The organism is Streptomyces sp. CA-294286 (assembly GCF_050947155.1).
Lineage (GTDB): Bacteria > Actinomycetota > Actinomycetes > Streptomycetales > Streptomycetaceae > Streptomyces.
This window is the reverse complement of the sequence record NZ_CP192005.1, coordinates 2,678,813-2,696,856: the sequence shown is the minus strand read 5'-3', so window position 1 is coordinate 2,696,856 and position 18,044 is coordinate 2,678,813. Positions and strand designations below refer to the sequence as shown.

Genomic DNA, 18,044 nt, shown 5'->3' with positions numbered 1-18,044 from the left:
AAGCCGGGCACACTGTGCCCACCACCACGCACCGCGAGGTCCAGTCCGCCGTCCCGTGCGAAGTCGACGCGGCCATGACATCGCCCGCGTTGGCACACCGCACCACGGCAGCCGGACGCCGGTCGACCATGGCGTTGTAGACCTTGCGCGCCTCGTCGTAGCCCTCACTGTCAGGAGTGACCACCGGCCCCCGTACGCGTTCCCGCAGCTGTTCGATCGATGAGTGGTTCATCAACCTCACTCCTTGCGCGTCGTGCCGCGTGCTCGGGGGGCACACAGCTCACACCGAGCCGCCCGATGCTCCCTCGGCCGCTCTCCGCGCCGACTGCGCCCGGCCTCGGCCCTTTCCACGCTACGCCGATGACTCGGATGCTCAACTCGTCGGCGTCGGCCGGGTCCCCGCCGCGTCCGGCAGCACACCCACCGGGAAGAATCGGACCGGGCCGGTCCGGGCTGGTCCAACGGAGAGGGCTGCGCGCCGGACCCGTCAGGCAACCGGCGCAGGCGCGGGAGCCGATCGTGCGAGATGGGCGCGCCGCCTCACACTCCGGGGGGCTGCGTCGTCGTATCACCGAGACACCGCTGATCCACCGCCGCCAGGCAGAAGAGGGGACCACGTCATGACCACACAGACGTCGCCAGCACCGGGCAGAGTCACCTTCCCGCTGGTCGCGACAGCCCTCCAGACCTTGGCCCTCTTCTTCCAGGCGGTCACCGCCGGAATGCTGCTCTCCTCGTCCCACGGCTACGCACTGCACGACGCCGGATCGAAGGTGCTGTACGGCGCGTCGATGCTGTACGTACTCGCCGCGATCCTGGCGTGGCGACCGGGCGGCGGGTCGCCCCGGCCCATCCTGTACGCCTCCGGCTTCCTCGTACTCGCCACGGTGCAGGTCGTGCTGGGCATCGCGCACCTGCCGTCGCTCCACGTCCCCCTGGGCACCCTGATGTTCGCCCTGAGCACGCTGCTGCTGTCCCAGGCGATATCGGCCCGCTTCCGGACGCGCGCCGGTTCCCGGCCGTAACCGCCGGGCACAGCGGGCCTGTTCGGCAGGAACCGCCGAGCAGGCCCCGCGGGGGCCGCGCACTGGCCGATGCTCCGAAACCCTCCTCGGTCCGCCTTCCCCCGTACCACGGCGGATCATCGACCTGAGGTGCTGTGCCGGAGGGGGCGTGGGAGCCGACGGGCACGATGGGTCACGTCGGGTACGGACCGGGCGCGGGGGGAGGACGCCTCCCCCCGCCGCCAACGCAGGGGCCGTCATGTGCGCTCACCAGGTAGCTGTGACGGCCGCATGGTGTTCTTCGATGGCGTCGAGGTCCAAGGTGCAGCCCGGCGGGACGTGCAGGGGTGCACCCTCCAGCTCGCTGTACGCGAGGTGGCCACGCAGACTCGGGGCGACGTGCACCCTCAGGTCGGAGCTGATCGCCAGCAGTCCGCTGTCGAAGAGGCGGTGGATGTCAGCACGCAGCAACAGCCCTTCCTCCACGCGGTGGCGCTCAGTCGTGGCGAAGGGCCGGATGTGGGCAGCCTCCAGCACCTCAGCGGGCGCCGGCCCTGTCGCGGCGCAGATCATGCCGTAGCGAGCGACCAACGCTTTGCGGAAGACATCCTGTCCACGCCGGGCCGCTATGGTTGTCCGCCGCCTCCCACCGGGAAGCTCCAGGGGCTTCTGGCGGGCTGTTCGTGGGGCACGTTCTTGGCGTGGAAGGCGGATCCCGCGGGCGGTGACGGCTGCGAGCGTACGCGCCCGGTCCATTGCCTTGATCGATTGTTGGTCGGACCTGCTCAGGCTGAGTGCAACCAGCTGAACTTTGTCCAAGCAGCCCTCAAGCGGCTGCCAGGTACCGCCGTAGTGGGCCCGGTAGGTGCTGACCGGTATCACCTCGACCGTTGGGTCAGGGAAGACGCTTCCGCATGGACTGCACCGAAAGCGGGGTACTTCTGTGACACGTCCTTTGAAGCCCGTACTCCTGCAACTCGGGCACCTTTTACGGAGCTTCTCCTGGCCGGATGTCACGTCCAGCTTCTCCACGTACCCCACTCCGAGAGCTTCGTTGCTGTTCCTCACCACCACCAGGTCGCCGATGGCAACGCGTAAATGGTTGCCCACGGTTGAGTCGTAGCTGTAGGACTCCTCCGCCACGTCCTCGTAGCCGGAGTTCCCTTGGAACTGGCGTTCCTCGCCGGCCACCAGGAACGACCACGCTCTGCCACCGGCGATGGTGATCGCCGCGTCAACATCACTCATGGCAGGAGCATATGGGTGACCACTGACACCTGATCCTCGATCCGAGTTGCTCGGGAAATGACGGGGAGTGGCCTTGTCTGCCCCGGGGATACTGCCCCGAAGGGCCGCTCGGCGGCTGTTGGCGGGCAGGTTCACCGATGAGCCGATGAGTAGCGGGTCACAGTCATTCGTTCCTTGAGGTACTGAGGTGCCCTTGAAGTGAAGGTGCGGCGTGAGGCCACGGCTCCGAAACCGCCTCGGCAGGCACCGCTCAAGCTGGGCCCGGCGACGGACACATTGATCAGCCAGGGAGCGCACTTCCTCGGCTCGACCAAGAAGGACCTGGTGGCTGAGGCAGTACGGGTCCACCTCGATCAGCGGCGCGAAGACCTCCGTACCGGCATGGTCGAGGCACTCAACGTCCTCGACGGTTCCCTCACACCGGACGTCATGCTCATGACCGGCCTGACGGCCGAGGAGATCGAGGCGTTCGGCGGTATCAACGAGTTACCGGCCCCGCCGCCATGCGGCTCGCCCGCCCCGCCTTGCGCTGTCTGCGCGACGACCTGGGCCCTCCGCCCCCGGCAGTGACCGACCCCCTGCACGACATCGATCAACCGATCCCGGCCAAGGCCGCTGATAGGTCCACCGCGACCGGTGACACCAAGCACGAACGCATCCGTGCCTTCGACGACCCGGTGATGTTCAAGGTCAAGGTGCAGCACGGCGTGTGCAGGTACCTCTGCGGGCCAGAGGACAGAGCTTAGGAACAGGACATTCAGCGTCTCGTCGACGTACCGCCAGGCGGTGGCCTGCGATATCCCGAAACCCGCTCCGAGCTGCGAGAACGTCTCGTTCTTCCGCAAGTGCACCAGCGTGAGAAGTGCCTGCTTGAAGTACCCGAGCTTGCGCCACCGGGTGTTACGGGTCCGGCGGTGCCCGTGCAGCAGCCAGGCCACATGCTCGACGAGCTCGTGCGGGACGTCGAGCATGGCAGGATACGGAACCAACAGGGCTCCTTTGGTCGCCGGTGTGCTGAGTGGAATCACCACGCCAACGACGAGGGTCCCTGCCTCGTCACCACACCCGCTGACCAGCCCATTTCACCCTCCAGCACAGGATGAAAGAGGCTCAGTGTGTCGTGAAGGGCATCGATCAGCCTATTCGGGCGACACCGCAAGCCGAAGAGGGCTGCCACTAGTACGGGGCGGCACTACGGCGTACGCCCGGAAGGTTCCGGCGGAATTCCGCCGAACGGAAGAGTTCCGGCCTCTTTGCTATGCCTCAGGTGCGGAATGCATTATTCGACCCTTACCTGGAGGGTTCCCCCTCTAGCGTGATCGCATGAGCGAAGATCACTCCCTGTCACTGTCACCACTTCGCGCTCTGCTGCCGCACGAGGAGTGGGCTGAGCTGGAGCGGTATCCGACCCAGACGTACCTGGCCGGGCGACGGTTGCTGCGTCAGGGCGATAAGGGAACTCAGGTGCTCGCGTTGGTACAGGGGGTGGTGAAGATCGTCCGAACCGACCGCGACGGACGGCAGCGGCTGCTCGCCTTCCGCGGCCGTGGGGACATCCTGGGCGAGATGGCGCTCGAGGGTCCGGGTGTGCGCATGGCCAGCGTATGGGCAATGAGCAATTGCAAAGCCGCTCTGGTTCCTGGGCAGGATTTCCGGCGCTTCATCGACAACCACCGGCTCGGTTGTCCGCTCGCCGTGATGACCTCCCGTCGTCTGCGGGAACAGACCGAGATTCAGGACGGGGCTGCGCACCAGCGGCTCGCTGTGGCCTTGCTTCGCCTGATCGAGGTGTCCCCTCGCGGGCAGCGGTCCTTCGACCTCACCAGGGAAGAGCTGGCGCAGCACATCGGAGTGGGCCGCAAGGCCGTCAGCAAGGCGCTGGAACAACTCGGGCGGGGCCGGGTGGAGGCGGGGAAGAGTCGGATCCGAGTGGTCGACCTGGAAGGGCTGCGCAACGCGATCTTCGACGGCACGGACCCCTAAGTGCGGCGTGATCCACGTCACTCCTCGTCGGGGCCTACGGCGCGGACCGTTCCCATGCCCACTGTGAAGCTCGAAACGCAAAGCGTTGCACGCACGAACACCCCCACCTGTGCTCAGAGAGGTCGGGTGGGCTTCACAGAGGAGTGACATGCGCGAGTTCATCTGCGAACTGCCCCAGCGAATCGCCCGCCCCAACACCCACAGTCGGCCGTTACCCGGCTACCGGGGCATTCTGGCCGTGGACGCCAAGGACTTCACGGGACGCCCGGCGATCGAGCATGAAGCCGTCAGCCGGGCCGTGCCCGAACTCCTCAAGACCGCGCTATTCAGGGCGGAACTGCAGGACCTCTGGGAGGACCGCACCTTCCCCACCTCGACAGGGGACGGCTATATCTTCGGGTTCGACCCCACATGTATGCCCTTCGTGATCCATCCGCTGCTGCTCACGCTTCAGGACGTATTGACGGACTACAACGTTCTGTCCTACGGTGCCGCGCCCATCAGGCTCCGGGCAAGTGTGCACGTCGGTCCACTGCCCGACACCGGGGACGAGTTCAGCGGTAACGGCACGGCGCGCAACGACACGCACCGTCTACTCGACTCACGTCCCGTCAAGGCCGTACTCGTTTCTCACAAGGCGAACATCACCCACGTCGCGGCGATCCTCTCCGACCGCTGCTACGAGGACGCCGTCGTCGGCGGGTACACCGGGCGCCACCTCGACCACTTTGTTGAGGTGGCGGCGACGGTCGAAAGCAAGCCGTTCTCCCAACGGGCCTGGATCTACGTACCCCAGCCGTCCGGTCCGCTCTACGAGGAGGACCCGGACGCCGCCACCACCGAGGAGCCGGCGCCGGAAGCGGCCCCCGCGCAGTCGCACGACGAGACCCCGGCCCCGCAAGTAAGGAACAGCGCCCCCAGCGGCAACCTCAACACCGGCACGGTCCACGGTGGACAGAGCGTGGCGAACCACCATGTCGCCGGCGACCGCGTTGAGGGCAATAAGGCCGGACGTGTCCGCGGTTTCCAGGGCGATCAGGTCCGCGGCAACAAGTACCAGGGGCGGCAGTGACCCCGGACGAGACGCCGCGGGTGGCGGAGGCGCCCGGACCGGCACCGGCCGCGCCGCAGCTACCGCCCGACGAGGGGCCTTCGCGTACCGAGGTCGAGCATGACGCCCCCGAACTGCTCGACGCGATCGGCGCGGCTGGCAGGGGGCCGCTCTCGTTCGTGTACGCGCCGCGAGGGAATTTCAACTCCGGGGCTGTCCACGGAGGCCAGCGGGTGCACAACGCATCCGCGAAGGAAGCGCGGGGGCCGCGAGAAGGGAGGGTGCGTGAGGGGCCCGTTTCGGAGGCAGAGGTGCGTGCCGCCGCCTTCGGGTACGCGCGACCCGACTGGTTCGGCGGCGCCCTCGCGGAGCTGAGGGACGGACCGCTCTTCCTGGCCGGGCGGCCGGGTTCGGGCCGACGCACCGCGGCGCTCAACCTCCTGCGTGAGAGCTGTGGGGAAGGCGCCCTGCTGCGGGCATTGGACAGCGTCACCGAACTGGACCGCTGGCAGCCCACCGATCCGGCGGCGCGGGGCTACCTGATGGACGGACTGTTTCCGTCACGGCCCTTAGGCCCCGGTGTCCTGGGGCATGTGCGCTCGCTCCTGGAAAGGGCCACAGCGCACATGGTGATCATGCTTCCTGATGATGCTGCGCTGCTGCATCGCCTCGAACAGGATCTGCACGTCCGCCCCGTTCCGTGCGTTCCGCCGCTTCCCGCCGTGGTCTTCAGTAGCTACTTCGAGGAACTGATCGCGGATGAGCAGGAGCGAGAGCGTCTGCTGGCGGCGCTGACCCATGGCCACGAGCTCAGTGACCTGCTGGTCCCGGAGCTGGTGCCGGCCGAGGTGGTGGAACTGGTGACGGCCATCGTGACCGCTGACGGTGACCCGGACGCGCTCGGTGACCTGGGGGGTCGGCTGAGCTACCGGGCCGAGCGGGAGGTCCCCGATCTCATGCGGAAGTTGCGCGACGATCCGGATGCCCTGGCCTTCTTGCTGGCCGCCTCCGTCTACGAGGGCCTGGACCATCGACTCGTCAGTGAGGAGGCTGCCCGCTTGCTGAAGTTGTCAGAGGGCCGACTTTCGGCGGAGCTGCCGCTGACGGACTCCTTGGGAACCGAGAAACCCGGTCGACCCAACCCGGACTTCGTCTTCCGGCGGTCCCTGACTGATCTGCTGCACACCGTCCGCGCCGTCCGACAGGAGCGCGTGATCAGCACGGAGGGAGCCTACGCGCACAGTGTGCAAGGGGTGGTGTTCGTCAGGCATCGGCAGGCCGAAGCAGTGCTCAGGCATGTGTGGTGTGAGTACGGACAGTTGTCGGACCTTCTAGTCGAGTGGCTGCGAGGTGTGGAGCGCACTACCGAACTAACCCAGCCGGTCGGTCAGTTCATGGGAAGGGCAGCAAGGTGGGGCGGCGGCAGGCACGCACTGCGGCACATCCAGGCTCTCGCCGAATCGGACCGCACGACCAGCCGTCTCATCGCGGCGAATGCGCTGGGCATCGCGGCCGAGGACCCGGTACTCGTCGCGGAGGTGCGCTACCGCCTCCAGCGCTGGAGCCTGGCGGCTGCCGTCCACCTGAGGACGACGGTGGCGTACACCTGTGGAGCCGAGTTCGGACTCTCACGTCCCGACCTGGCACTGCGGCTCCTGCACGATCTCCTCCTCGGTATGCACCGTCGACCTGGGGACCCGCACCACGACGACGAAAAGGTCTTGCTGGCTGTACGGGTGGCGATCCTGAGCCTTTTCCAGGCTGGCAACGAGTTGAAGGTGCTCGGCCGACTCGTCGAGTGGCTGGAGGCGGAGCGGTGTGGCCCGGAACAGGTGCTGCCGCTGTTCGGCCAGTTGCTGCAATTTTCGGGATGGTTTGTTCCGAGACTCGCGGTCGAGACTCCGGAAACGGGGTGGATCGTGGAAATGGTCCGCCGTGCGCTGAACGCGGAGAGTTCGTTCGATACGACCTGTACGGAACTGCTGAAATGGGCCGATTGGTCGCGGTGGGACGAAAAGCAGTTCCACGCGGTGGAGAATCTTTTTGTGGAATTGGCTTGCGGCATGCGATTTGGCGAGTTCCGCTTGTTTGTGGAGTTGGATGAGAAGGGCGCCGACGGATGGGCTGGACTGAACACGGCGCGGACTTCACTCAGCAACTGGCGCTCCGGTCAACGAAGGGAGGCAGCATGAGCGAGGAATCAACTGAGCGTCTCTACTTCCGGGTCACCGGCCCGCCCTGGCGGGAAATCCTCCGTTGGCGCTGGTCCGCGTCCAGAGACTGGTCCCTGGTGCTTAGGGACGAAGTGGGGGACTATCACTCCCTCGGTAGCGGCGGGGACCCGGACGATGCCGGTTCCTTCGTACCCGCGCCGGACGAGACGGCTCCACCCACCCTGGCCGGACGCTACACCGATGTTTTCCGAGTGGACACCAGAGAGCACGTGGACACGCGGGCGGTCGGCCTCCCCACCGTGTACGGGATGGAATCGGTGGACCTGTGGGTCTCATGGTGGGCCCACGACCCCGTACGCGTCGTGCGTACGAGGACCGCGCACGGTTGGCACGTCGTGCGGACTCGCCTCACCAGCGCCCTGCACCACTTGGTCGAGGCGCAAGCGGTGGCCGACAGCGGGCTGGGGGCGCCGGAAATCATGCAGTACCTCGGCGTGCCGCAGCGCCTTGAGGAAACGGGGCTGAGCTACCGGGTGTTCGACGTGCGGCTCCGTGAAAGCGATGAGGAGCTGCTGCTCGGCCAGGAGGAGGGCGAAGGAGTCCGTTACTCCTGGACGACCAGCCGGCGTGGGGAGTACGAGTTCTGCCTTCAGGCGCTGCATGCCGGACCGGTGTCCCTGGCCGCGCTCTGGCTCCTCAGGCATCCCGATCAGGTGCGGCAGGTGCTGGACTGGTCGGTCGACCACCAGAACCTGCTGAGCCCCCCGCGCAGTGACTGGCAGGAGGAATTGGCTGTGCTGCTGGGCACCCTGACCGATCAGGAGCGCAAAGAGATTTCCTACATCCTCAGGGACCGGATTTCTGCTCTAGGGCGCCCCGCCCCCGGCGGGGTCGTCTGACCTCATTCTGCGCTCGTTAATCGAATGTATGGGCGAGTGTGCTGTCTTCGGGCAGCACACTCGCTCTTTCTTTGCCCGGGTTCCACGATTTCCGCTCTGTGATTGCAGTCACTTGTTTTCTGGTCCTGGGGAGCAGAAGCCCAGAGTGAAACGCGAGACTCTCGATGTGTCCACGAGACGGGAGCCCGGGCCGCTTTCCGGGAGCCCAGAGCATTGGAGGGCGGCATGCGAGCAGCAGAGAATCGCAATACGGACGACGTCATCGCGTTTCCCCTAACGCAGGAGACCACCGATCCGGTGGCTCCCCACGGAAAGGTGCCGGATGCAGTCCAGGAGGCGAAGGCGCCCCTGACGACGGTTCTGAACGCCGAACGCGGGATCATCAACACCGGCGTAGTCCATGGCGGCCAGCACGTCACCGCCGTCGAGCTCTCCGGCCACGCTGACGGGAGGGCCGATGGATACATCTGAGACCCCTCCGCGTGGCGACTTTGACGATCTCGTCGCAGCTGTGAGCTCCAGCCGGGATCTCGTAGTTGTAGCTCCGAACAGCACTGTCAATGCTGGCACGGTAATGGGTGGCCAGCGGCACACTGTGTCTCACCTGACCGGCGGCGCCACGTCCGCGGTGCCCTTGCGGCAGGGCCCCGTACGGGCCAAGTACCTGGCGACCGCGAGACGGCGTTTCGTGCCGCCACCCTCCTTCGACGAAGCGCTTGCCGCAGTCGAATCGGGCATTACCGTGCTTCTCGGGGACCGAGGGACAGGACGCGAGACACACGCCCTTAATCTGCTGGCCCACGGCGATGAAGATGCCGTACTCGTTCAGGTGGACGGGGCCGTCAACCTCTCGCGATGGCGACCGCGGTCTCAGGGAGTGCACGGATACCTCGTGATGGAGCCCCCGGACCCGCTCACGCTCCGGGCATGGGATCTGTCCTGCCTTGAGACGCCCCTCGCTGAGGCCGCAGCGCGTCTGATCATCGTGTTGACGGATGCTCCGGGACTTGCAGACGCCCTGGCGGATCACCTGGGCGTACCGGTGGTGCGGCACCATCCACCGGACGCTCGGAAGGTCTTCAACGCTCACCTCGCTGACGGCTCGTCCGACAGGGAGGCGTGCGCCGCCTGGTTGCGGGCCTTGCCTCCGGGCCAGTTCGACGAACTGCTGCCCGAAGGACTGCCACCGCGATATGCGGCACGGACGGCGGACGCCGCACTCAACCTGGGTGTTGCGGGCGGAGCCTCCGGAGCCGAGGTGTTGCGCCATGTGGCCCTGGCCGAGGGCACTGAAGCCGTGACCCGCGCCCAGACCGACCCCGTTCTCCGCGCCGATCTGCTCGCCGTCACGGTCTACGGAGGGCTGCACCGCGGCGTGGTGACGCAGCGAGCCGAGGACCTGCTCCGACTTGTGGAGTCGGCAGAAATTCGGGATACCTGTGCCGGGAGGTCCTGCGACCACTCGGCGGCCGGTACCCGTCGATGTTTCGGGCCCGAGACATTACGGCTTCTTGGGGCGCGGCGTATGCGACGCGCTGGGGACGGGATCACGTACAGCGTGGCCTTTTTCCGGTCCGCCATGAGGAAAGCCGTGTGGGAGGTCCTGTGCCGTGACCACATGGATTTCGTGCCTCTGCTGCACTCCTGGCTCGCTGGTCCGGGACCTGAGGCGGAGCAGGTAGAAATGGCTGGGCGGGCGGTCGCCGCAATGGCGGTGGCGACCGGTGGCCGGTCCATGGAACACCTTCGTGAACTTGCTCTGGCTCCGTCACGCTGGGCTCCTCAGGTGGCGGGATGGTCTCTGGCCACGGCTGTCCAAGACCCGGCAGCAGGGCGTACGGCGGCTGACCTGCTTGAACAATGGAGTGTCGAGACCGAGGCCCCGCTGCGCGAAACCGTGATCCACGCCTGCCACCCGGACCGCGGTGCAGTCGCGGAAGAGCACGCCCTGCGGTTGCTGCAACAACTTCTCACAACCCTGGACGGCGATACGGATGCGAGGGCCGTCGCCACTGCCGTCGCTGAGACGTTGAAGCAGCGCTTCGAAGCCGGGGACTCCCGTGCTAAGAAGACCGTGCTTCGCTGCATGCAGGACTGGTCCCGGGGAGAAGAGGACGTCCCTGGCCTGCTGGCGGCCCTCTGTTTCCCAGCGATGGTGCGCATGGACCTCGCGTGGTGGAGCGACCAGATCCGCATGGACCCCCAGTTGATATCCAGCGTGGTGCGTTTGGCAGCGCACGCGCTGAACGAATCGTCCTCCTTCGGGTCCATGCACGATGCCCTCGTCGACTGGTGTGCCGAGGCGGCCCGTACGGGACAACAGGCCAGGGCACTGAGCCAACTCCTCGCAGAGCTGGTGGTCGACCGGCAACCTGGCTTCCTCCGCTGGCTCCTGGCCGTCGAGAGGTGCCCCGACTCAATGCCTGGCAGGGAGCTGGCGACCCAGGCGCAGATCGCGTGGCGCGCCGCGTCACCTGTCTCGAACACCGATTGACCTGGAGGACCGATGGCACTTCCCCCTCACCCCGGCATTTTCACCGTCGTCGAGCGTCACTGCGCCGAGAGCGAGCCGACGCCCGCGTTACGTCTCTACGGCGATTCGGAAGAGGTGTGCGAACCACTGCCCCTGGCGCGGGCCCGCCAACTGCTCTATGACCGCTCCGTCCAACCTGAGGTACGCGCGGGCCTGTGGCACCAGATGGCCGAGCGCGTCCAAGCCGGAGCCGCGGGACCCGCCTGGCCGGAGGCCGTGGTCTGGCTGGGGCTCCAAGGGCTCCGTCGCACCGCCTACAAGATCACCTGGCAATTTCGCGCCGAACGGGGCGACGTAGAGTCCGAACTGATCACCTGCTACCTCGAAGCGCTGGCCGGTTTGCCCGCAGATGATCCAGACCCTGGTGGGACAGTGCTGCGTTCGGCCTGTTCACGTGGGTACGACAGGTGGCGGCGGACTCGCCTCGAAAGGGCCGTGGGCGATGTCGAGGGGGTCAGCGGCGTTCCCACCGCCGTAGCGGCAGCGGACTGCTGGCAGGCGGATTACGACCCTTCCCTGCGTCGGCCCGGACTCTCCGCCACGATGCGGCTCACCGTTCCCGCCCACCGTATCGAGGGTGTACGCCTCGGCGCCCTCGCCCAGGCATGGGGAACAGCCGACACCGCCATGAGTGTCGAGTTCTCAGGCCGGGGCCGCCAGGTCGCCAGGGTGTCTCTGCGTCGCGTAAGGAGGAGCGGATGACCGACCGCGATGAAACTCCCCTTACCTTCCGGGACGTTTTCAATCTTCCGGTCAGCGTCAATCTGCGAACGGCGGCCAGGGCGTTTGGCATGTGCCTCGGGACTGCCTACCGCCTGGTCGGCCAGAACGCCTTTCCCTGCCCCACCGTGCGCGTTGGCAGACGCCACCGTGTGCTCACGGTGGACCTTTTGAGCGCACTGGGCATCGAAGAACGCCCGGTCTTCGCCGACGAGGTTGCCGACGGCGTGGCGCTCACTCTCTTCGACTGATCTCCACGCCTCACCCCGTCGGGGCCTGGCGGCCCCGACGGGGCCTTCCCCGAACCCACTCTGAAAGAGCCCCGCCATGCCCACCTGCCTTGCCATCTGCACCACCACCGCCGTTGCACCTCCCGGTCACTCTCCCTCTGGGGAGCGACACCGGTCCGCCGTCTTCTTCGAGGACATCGTCCATCCCGCATGTGAGCAGCTCGGTCTCACTTTCCTGCGAGCGGACAGGCTCACTGAGGCCGGTCTGCCCATGGACCAACTGCTCCGCATGATCAATGAAGTAGACGTCGTCGTCGCGGACCTCAGCGAATCTGGGGCGGAGCTCTCGTTCAGGCTCGGAATGCGACACGCCCTTGGCAGGTACACCGTCCATGTCGCGGAGGGAACCGAACAGCTCCTGGAATCCGGAACGATTCCGTTCCCGTCGAAGCCTGCCGACACGGGTACCGCCCGACGGCAACTAACGGGTCTACTGACGGAGATGCTGGGCGGCGGAAGTCACCCCTCGCTCCCCGAGGGGGTCGGGCCCGAGCCCGCCGAGAACCGCGCCGCCGGGGCAGAGGAGGACGCCCCTGGCCTGTTCGACTGGGTCGTCGAGGTGGAAGCGCAAATGGAGGCTATCTCCGGCGACATGACCGACGTGGAGTCAGCCGTGACGGACCTGGTGGCAATGATGGAGCTGATCGGAGAGGACATGGCACGTGCCAACCATCCCGGGGCTTCGATGAACATGCGGATGGCCGTGATCAACCGCTTGGCTAAGGCCATCGAGGGGCCGGCGGACGACTTGGAGATGGCAGCCGAACGCTTCACGGCGCGCATGCGGACCAGCGCCGACGCGTTCCGGGCGTTCTTGAAATGGGCGTCGAGCACGCCGCGCAGCGAATGGCCGGAGGGCACGGAGGGGGTGCTGGGACAGTTCCTCACCGCCCCGCAAGCCGTGCAGGACGCGGCAGGCGCTTTCCAGGAGATAACGGCGGTGATCAGTATGATCGGCTCTTCGAGCCGCCAGCTGCGCCGTCCCTCCAGGCAGATTAACACCTCCCTTCAGGCCATTTTTCGGAGCGTAGCCGTGCTGGACGATCTGAGGGACCTGGCCATGGGGCTGAGGGAGCCCTGACGTTCCCTGGGAGACGCTGACCCCTGCGCATACGGGACCTGGGTCAGTTCGGCGTTACCCAGCCTGATTGGGGTGAGTGCTACCGGGCGACGCCCGTCATTCCAGAGTCGACCACCGCGAGGTCACTCGGGTTGCGAGGGTTCTTTACGCCACCCGTAGCTCTCTGAGACTCGATGCAGACTTCGTCGAGCAACGGCAAAGCCCCGAGCCGTCGGCCCGGGGCTTTGCCGTGATTGATGGAGCGGGTGACGAGAATCGAACTCGCGCTCTGAGCCTGGGAATCACCCTGCACTTCGGCCGGTGCATGGCCTCTGACCTGGAGCGATGGCCGCCTGGAGGCGTTCGCGTACAGCTCCCGCGAAGCCCCTGGTGACCGCTGTTTACCGCTCCTACTGGCACGTTGTGGCACGACCGTCAGGGACGAGCCGATCATCAACCGCTCGGAGTTGACCTGGCTCTCCTCACGCCCGGCAGCCGCCCACTCCCCGCGTCGGCGCTAGCGCTTCTTGCGTATCCCGCGCTTCCTTCTCCTTGCGCTGGGCCACGCCGTAGGCTGACCAAGCACCTTGACGTACGGGGCAACGGGAAGTGCCCGTCACGACCTTCCGCTGACAACGACCGCCTGTCTTGGTGCGCGCACCGCATTTCGCCATGCCGGCCCCCTGGATCGAATGCCCCCGCCACCGCTGCGGTGGTTGGTGGTTGGTGGTTGCGGAGATCGTCCTGCCCCTCGGCCCGCCTGTGAAGCCATGAACCGGCCGGACTCAGACCGGCGGGGCCTGCTGAGGCATCCCACTCAAGGGCGCTGATGGTTCAGAGGGAGACGATGCGGACGCGGGTGCCGCAAAGTTTTGTCATGTCGTCGGTGTCGGAAGTAAGCAGCGCGACCGGCCCCGGCTGCCGCAGGGCCACCTCCGCCACGGTGGCGTCGATGGCGTACTTATGGCCGTGCAACCCGCTGCTTTTCAGGAGTTCGGCGGCTGCCTTGGCCGCCTGCTCGGTGACCGGTTCCACCTTGACCCGCGACAGTGTCCAGTTGAGCCGTGGCATGTTGGTGCGCGCATGGCTGACTTCCACGATCGTGTTCGCCCCTACGACCAGGTCCGCACCCATGTCATGGAACACCCGCAGCATCGCGAGGACCTTCCGGTCCTGCGCGACCCAGGCCGACAGCCCCTCGGAGTCCAGAACGACGGTTTCGATGCGCTCGATCACGCGGCGTCCGACCGGGTGCCGGTGCTTGCGGGGCCAAAGATCTTCGAGTGCGCCTCTGCAAGGTCCTCGTCGGTGAAATTGCCGTGCTCCTCCTCGTGGCGTCGCAGGTCATCACCGAGCAACTGGTGCCGGATCTGGCGGGCGACTGCTTCCGCCACGTACCCGGAGACGTTGTCCGTGAGTTTGCGGAGCTCGGCCACCTGATCGCTGGGCAGGGTGACAGTGATGCGAGTCGTCGAGGACATACGGACAGCATACTGAAGTATGCGCGCCGTGATGGTGTTTCTTCCCCAGTGCCGACTAGTGGCCCACGCCGTATGCCGAACAAGCACCCTGATGCCGGACTCGGTCGGGCGGTGCCGACTGAGGCATCCCAGTCAACGGCGCCTCTGGTTCAGAGGGAGACGATGCGGACGCGACCGCCGCACGGTTTCGTCATGTCGTCGGCGGGTCGCTTGAGGGCAACCCTGAGTTCGCCGATCGCAGGGCCTCAATGCGCGAGGCGGTCTCGGCCTCGCGCCGGGCGAACTCGCGCTGCTTGGTGCGGGCCCGGCGAAGAGAGCGGATCGCTTCTGCTGTAGCCACCGCCATGGGCAGGAGGGTGATGAAGACGAGGCCGGTGGTGATGGCTAGCAGGCAAAAATTTGCGGCGGTCGGGTCCGTCCCGCTGATCTTTCCTGGTCCGCCGCGCTCTGCCAACCAGCCCAATGCGCTTACTACGCAAAAGATCATGGCAATCCCTAGGTAGCTCCATGCCACGTAAAGAAGGGTTGAAGGCCAGGCGCGCCGATCCTGCCGCCGGATGGCCTTCCAGTCTCTGCGTGCTTGTGCGAGGCCCGTGTCATCGTGGGCGACGGCGAGGGCGCGGAGGCACTCCGTCACCAGGCGATCTCGGTCATCGCATACCGTCCGCATACGCTTGATCACCTGGTGAACTTCAACGGTTCCAATGGCCCAGACCACAGGTGCCACGGCTGCGACAGTCGTCGCGTAGGGCTCAGACATTTCCATGTTGTCATTCTGTGATCTGGCAGGTGAGCCTCGTCTCTGGGTAGGCATGGAAGGGAGCTGGCGGTGCAGAGATGGCGCACGGCTCTGACCTGGCCTGGACAACGAAAGAACCCCCGGGCCTGTGGCCTGGGGGTTCGTGCTGGAGCGGGTGACGAGAATCGAACTCGCGCTCTGAGCTTGGGAATCAACGCCTCCTCGGGCCCGTCCTGCTTTGCTGAGCTGCGGAGATGAGGGCCAAGGCGAACTCAGGGGGCTCACCTTGGCACCTGTGGTTGACCGTGATTCACCGCCTCGCCGGGCACGGATCGGGCACGGATACCTTCTGACCCGTAGCTCTAACTGGATCGGTCACTGGGTGCCATACCGGTCGCTACGAGTCCATGAGAGGACGGAGGCGGGCGGGAACGTTCGCTGGGGCCTCGGTACTCCGTTGCTGTACATCCGCTGATAGCTTCCGGCGGCCCGCGTCGATCGATGTCTTTTTCCGCTAACGGCGCCGCAGACGCCGATGAGGCGCCCCCTATTGGGGCGTGAGTTTTCGAGCTCCACAGGAACACCGCGATGCAGTCAGGGTCATGCCTGCTCCTACTTACAAATTGTCGGGCAGTTCTTATTTAAGCAAGAAATTTCCGCAATTTTCCCATTTGTCATAATTTGACCTATCTCTACAAAGTAGCGCGAACCCCGGCGCTCCCGCTTCTACTTCATCGCAACAGAACCTCTTGTAGGATCACCTCTCGCGATCATAAATGGAGGGGTTCATGCTTTTTGAAATCGCAGATTTTTTCGGCGCCGAGACATACTTTTCGACAGAAGGTGAAGAGGAGTGGCATGAGATCGCGTCCGTATTGGACAACCTAACTCTGCAACTTCAACCGAGCGGCCAAGCTGGCCTCGATGGCCAAGCAATCTTCGACCCAAAGGCTACCAACAGGATTCTGACCGCTGGTGCTGCAGCTTACGGTTGGAACAAAATCATTGTTCCACCAACACTGCGAGCCTTTGGCACCGATTGGGATGCTGGAAAGAACGCAGTTCTAGCGGAATGGCAATTCTCCAACTATCCATTCCTTTGGAACAATATCATCCGCAGCCAGGTCGTTGCCCGGAATTCTTGGAAACTGGCTGGGATGTCGTCTCCCCCGCAGGCTCTGCTCATTGTAACGAAAAGTGGATGTCTGCCCGCCTCGCAGAGCACGCTATATTTCGAGCAAGGGCGGGCGCAGATGGAGAGCGTCCTCAGTGCGCTAGACCTTAATCTGGCAATTCGCCTGATCGGTCTCAATATTGACCCAAGGGCAACGACCGTTTCAGCTTCCTGGAACAATTACACGGGAAGGACTTCCAGAAGCATTGTCACGGGAGAGGAGCGGCAATTTCGCGTTAATTGGAGCGCTCGTAAGAGGGCTGGAGGCCAAGCCGCCCGACTCACCGCTCACCTTTAGGTGGCACGACGATAGGGCCTCTAAAAGAGACCCAACGGCTCGTCGACCGGCTTGATTTCCTGTGTTGGCAGACTTGGGAGGCCATCGGAGAGTCCGCGAGTGCGCTGGCCGAACGACTCTTCTTCAGTGGCCAGTCGATTCTCAATCTCGACCAAGTGGTGTGCCTCATCAAAGCGCTTCGACTTGCTTCGTTCGGTCGGAGTTTTCCCGACTTGTACCTCGAAACGATAATCCTCGATGGGCTTTCCTGTGCGTGAAACATAGTCACGCAGGGTCTTCAAGTTCGGGAATACTCCTTCCTGATCAGGCTCACCCGAGATTCGCCGCAAGGCAATGTCATGATAGGTAGGATCCAGCTCAGCCCCGAGATAGTTCCGCCCATGGTCGCGAGCTACTACGGCGACCGTTCCCGTCCCCATGTAGGGGTCAAGAACAACATCCCCGGGCTTTGTGGTAGCAAGCAGCATTCGCGCCACCATATCTTCTGGGAATTGCGCAGGGTGAACAGTCTGCTCTTCATGATTGTGCTTGACATTTTGAAAGAGCCAGATGTCGCCAGGGTTCTTGCCTAGAGGGTTACATGTCAGCTCACCCTTGTTATCCCCTCTCCAAGATTTCTTGTTCTGATATTTTTGCGGCACGCGGATCTCATCGAGAAAGAATTTGTATTCCGCGGATTTTGAGAACCAGAGAATTGTTTCATGCCTAGCAGAAAACTTGTTCTTGGCGTGCAGGCCGTGCGGCCTAACCCAAACAATCCGGTTCCTTGGAATCATTCCAAGATCCTCCAGGATCGGGAAAAATCGGACATCAAGAGGAATGTGAACTCCCTTATCCGCATAGACCCCAACCTGCCAGAAAATGGATCCGGTTTCCTTGAGAACTCGATGACATTCTCGAAGGACGAGCCCCTGCAGGGCCAGGTACTCATTGAGTAGCGTACGAGATTCGTAAGACTTCCCAATGTTGTACGGAGGAGATGAGATGATCGTATCGACGCTATTGTCCGGAAGCGTCATCAACCACTCAAGGCAGTCACCCGAGTGAATTCCGTTGAGCTGCAGCAATTTCAGAACCTCCACGAAAGGTCACAGGTGATACCAGCAAGATGCGGGAGATACAAGTGTAGGCGAAGAGGTCGCCGGAGGTTGGTAGAGCCTATGCGGAGGTCGGCGGAGCGGCTTTGGCCGGTGCCCTGTCCAGTTTGGGGTCGAGCATGATCAGGGGGTCGTACGCTGGCTGGCAACTCGGGCAGGCTGTGATCCTGCCCGGAATGTGAACGAGTGGCCCCCTGGTCTTGCTCGACGCGGGACCCGAACTGGGGAGGTGGGTAAAGCCGTGGAGCCGACCGCACCAGCCACGAGCGGGGTTGCCTACATCGGGCCGGTTG

General features: G+C 64.8%; 18 protein-coding genes and 1 pseudogene. 13 read left to right on the top strand and 6 right to left on the bottom strand.

The genetic code is table 11. The features are described 5' to 3' along the window. Positions 1-620 precede the first annotated feature (620 nt). Positions 621-1,025 (top strand): hypothetical protein, encoded by a 405-nt coding sequence (locus ACQPZG_RS16750; protein ID WP_433546555.1) that lies wholly within the window; start codon positions 621-623, stop codon positions 1,023-1,025. Positions 1,026-1,271: 246 nt separating this feature from the next. Here the strand turns inward: ACQPZG_RS16750 and ACQPZG_RS16745 are convergent, their stop codons facing one another. Next, entirely contained in the window at positions 1,272-2,252 is a 981-nt protein-coding gene (locus ACQPZG_RS16745) for an HNH endonuclease (protein ID WP_433546554.1), read from the bottom strand. A gap of 198 nt (positions 2,253-2,450) precedes the next feature. Here ACQPZG_RS16745 and ACQPZG_RS16740 point away from each other — a divergent pair, with 198 nt between their 5' ends. Beyond that, positions 2,451-2,822, top strand: a complete 372-nt coding sequence (locus ACQPZG_RS16740) for a hypothetical protein (RefSeq protein WP_433549639.1) — start codon at positions 2,451-2,453, stop codon at positions 2,820-2,822. Continuing rightward, positions 2,819-2,998: a hypothetical protein gene (locus tag ACQPZG_RS16735; protein ID WP_433549638.1), complete on the top strand. Its 180-nt coding sequence runs from the start codon at positions 2,819-2,821 to the stop codon at positions 2,996-2,998. Before ACQPZG_RS16740 ends, ACQPZG_RS16735 begins: the two co-directional genes overlap by 4 nt. Before the next feature lie 3 nt (positions 2,999-3,001). Here ACQPZG_RS16735 and ACQPZG_RS16730 read toward each other — a convergent pair. Continuing rightward, positions 3,002-3,283 (bottom strand): annotated as a pseudogene (locus ACQPZG_RS16730) (helix-turn-helix domain-containing protein); the annotation flags it as partial. Between the two features lie 292 nt (positions 3,284-3,575). On the opposite strand from ACQPZG_RS16730, the gene ACQPZG_RS16725 reads away from it, so the two are divergent. The 9 genes from ACQPZG_RS16725 (at position 3,576) to ACQPZG_RS16685 (ending at position 12,983) form a co-directional block, all read left to right on the top strand. Beyond that, positions 3,576-4,235 (top strand): Crp/Fnr family transcriptional regulator, encoded by a 660-nt coding sequence (locus ACQPZG_RS16725; protein WP_433546553.1) that lies wholly within the window; start codon positions 3,576-3,578, stop codon positions 4,233-4,235. Positions 4,236-4,383: 148 nt separating this feature from the next. Next, positions 4,384-5,307 (top strand): hypothetical protein, encoded by a 924-nt coding sequence (locus ACQPZG_RS16720; RefSeq protein WP_433546552.1) that lies wholly within the window; start codon positions 4,384-4,386, stop codon positions 5,305-5,307. Continuing rightward, on the top strand, positions 5,304-7,478 hold the full coding sequence (locus ACQPZG_RS16715) for a hypothetical protein (RefSeq protein ID WP_433546551.1): 2,175 nt from the start codon (positions 5,304-5,306) through the stop codon (positions 7,476-7,478). Before ACQPZG_RS16720 ends, ACQPZG_RS16715 begins: the two co-directional genes overlap by 4 nt. After that, on the top strand, positions 7,475-8,359 hold the full coding sequence (locus tag ACQPZG_RS16710; RefSeq protein WP_433546550.1) for a hypothetical protein: 885 nt from the start codon (positions 7,475-7,477) through the stop codon (positions 8,357-8,359). The genes ACQPZG_RS16715 and ACQPZG_RS16710 overlap by 4 nt, the downstream gene beginning before the upstream one ends. Positions 8,360-8,584: 225 nt before the next feature. Beyond that, entirely contained in the window at positions 8,585-8,830 is a 246-nt protein-coding gene (locus ACQPZG_RS16705; RefSeq protein WP_433546549.1) for an S-type pyocin domain-containing protein, read from the top strand. A gap of 424 nt (positions 8,831-9,254) precedes the next feature. Continuing rightward, entirely contained in the window at positions 9,255-10,853 is a 1,599-nt protein-coding gene (locus ACQPZG_RS16700; RefSeq protein WP_433549438.1) for a hypothetical protein, read from the top strand. A 12-nt stretch (positions 10,854-10,865) separates the two neighbouring features. Further along, positions 10,866-11,594, top strand: coding sequence for a hypothetical protein (locus tag ACQPZG_RS16695; RefSeq protein ID WP_433546548.1), 729 nt, complete (start codon positions 10,866-10,868; stop codon positions 11,592-11,594). After that, positions 11,591-11,863, top strand: a complete 273-nt coding sequence (locus ACQPZG_RS16690) for a DNA-binding protein (protein WP_433546547.1) — start codon at positions 11,591-11,593, stop codon at positions 11,861-11,863. The genes ACQPZG_RS16695 and ACQPZG_RS16690 overlap by 4 nt, the downstream gene beginning before the upstream one ends. A 250-nt stretch (positions 11,864-12,113) precedes the next feature. Further along, positions 12,114-12,983 (top strand): hypothetical protein, encoded by an 870-nt coding sequence (locus ACQPZG_RS16685; RefSeq protein WP_433546546.1) that lies wholly within the window; start codon positions 12,114-12,116, stop codon positions 12,981-12,983. A gap of 813 nt (positions 12,984-13,796) precedes the next feature. On the opposite strand, the gene ACQPZG_RS16680 is transcribed toward ACQPZG_RS16685, so the two are convergent. From ACQPZG_RS16680 to ACQPZG_RS16670, 3 genes are all read right to left on the bottom strand, one after another. Next, positions 13,797-14,198, bottom strand: a complete 402-nt coding sequence (locus ACQPZG_RS16680; protein WP_433546545.1) for a PIN domain-containing protein — start codon at positions 14,196-14,198, stop codon at positions 13,797-13,799. Continuing rightward, positions 14,195-14,443 carry a hypothetical protein gene (locus ACQPZG_RS16675; protein WP_433546544.1) on the bottom strand — a complete coding sequence of 83 codons (249 nt, stop codon included), beginning with the start codon at positions 14,441-14,443 and terminating at the stop codon, positions 14,195-14,197. The genes ACQPZG_RS16680 and ACQPZG_RS16675 overlap by 4 nt, the downstream gene beginning before the upstream one ends. A gap of 190 nt (positions 14,444-14,633) precedes the next feature. Continuing rightward, a complete protein-coding gene (locus ACQPZG_RS16670; protein WP_433546543.1) occupies positions 14,634-15,209 on the bottom strand; it encodes a hypothetical protein in 576 nt (191 codons plus the stop codon). Between the two features lie 761 nt (positions 15,210-15,970). On the opposite strand from ACQPZG_RS16670, the gene ACQPZG_RS16665 reads away from it, so the two are divergent. Further along, entirely contained in the window at positions 15,971-16,654 is a 684-nt protein-coding gene (locus ACQPZG_RS16665) for a hypothetical protein (protein ID WP_433546542.1), read from the top strand. Between the two features lie 20 nt (positions 16,655-16,674). Here ACQPZG_RS16665 and ACQPZG_RS16660 read toward each other — a convergent pair whose 3' ends face one another. Beyond that, on the bottom strand, positions 16,675-17,721 hold the full coding sequence (locus tag ACQPZG_RS16660) for a DNA-methyltransferase (protein WP_433546541.1): 1,047 nt from the start codon (positions 17,719-17,721) through the stop codon (positions 16,675-16,677). Positions 17,722-18,044 lie beyond the last annotated feature (323 nt).

What these genes read in the sequence shown, in the direction of transcription:
- ACQPZG_RS16750 (WP_433546555.1), top strand. Translation starts at nt 621, where the DNA reads ATGACCACACAGACGTCGCCAGCACCGGGCAGAGTCACCTTCCCGCTG.
- ACQPZG_RS16695 (WP_433546548.1), top strand. Translation starts at nt 10,866, where the DNA reads ATGGCACTTCCCCCTCACCCCGGCATTTTCACCGTCGTCGAGCGTCAC.
- ACQPZG_RS16690 (WP_433546547.1), top strand. Translation starts at nt 11,591, where the DNA reads ATGACCGACCGCGATGAAACTCCCCTTACCTTCCGGGACGTTTTCAAT.
- ACQPZG_RS16700 (WP_433549438.1), top strand. Translation starts at nt 9,255, where the DNA reads ATGGAGCCCCCGGACCCGCTCACGCTCCGGGCATGGGATCTGTCCTGC.
- ACQPZG_RS16745 (WP_433546554.1), bottom strand. Translation starts at nt 2,252, where the DNA reads ATGAGTGATGTTGACGCGGCGATCACCATCGCCGGTGGCAGAGCGTGG.
- ACQPZG_RS16675 (WP_433546544.1), bottom strand. Translation starts at nt 14,443, where the DNA reads ATGTCCTCGACGACTCGCATCACTGTCACCCTGCCCAGCGATCAGGTG.
- ACQPZG_RS16710 (WP_433546550.1), top strand. Translation starts at nt 7,475, where the DNA reads ATGAGCGAGGAATCAACTGAGCGTCTCTACTTCCGGGTCACCGGCCCG.
- ACQPZG_RS16705 (WP_433546549.1), top strand. Translation starts at nt 8,585, where the DNA reads ATGCGAGCAGCAGAGAATCGCAATACGGACGACGTCATCGCGTTTCCC.
- ACQPZG_RS16665 (WP_433546542.1), top strand. Translation starts at nt 15,971, where the DNA reads ATGCTTTTTGAAATCGCAGATTTTTTCGGCGCCGAGACATACTTTTCG.
- ACQPZG_RS16670 (WP_433546543.1), bottom strand. Translation starts at nt 15,209, where the DNA reads ATGGAAATGTCTGAGCCCTACGCGACGACTGTCGCAGCCGTGGCACCT.
- ACQPZG_RS16685 (WP_433546546.1), top strand. Translation starts at nt 12,114, where the DNA reads ATGGACCAACTGCTCCGCATGATCAATGAAGTAGACGTCGTCGTCGCG.
- ACQPZG_RS16720 (WP_433546552.1), top strand. Translation starts at nt 4,384, where the DNA reads ATGCGCGAGTTCATCTGCGAACTGCCCCAGCGAATCGCCCGCCCCAAC.
- ACQPZG_RS16725 (WP_433546553.1), top strand. Translation starts at nt 3,576, where the DNA reads ATGAGCGAAGATCACTCCCTGTCACTGTCACCACTTCGCGCTCTGCTG.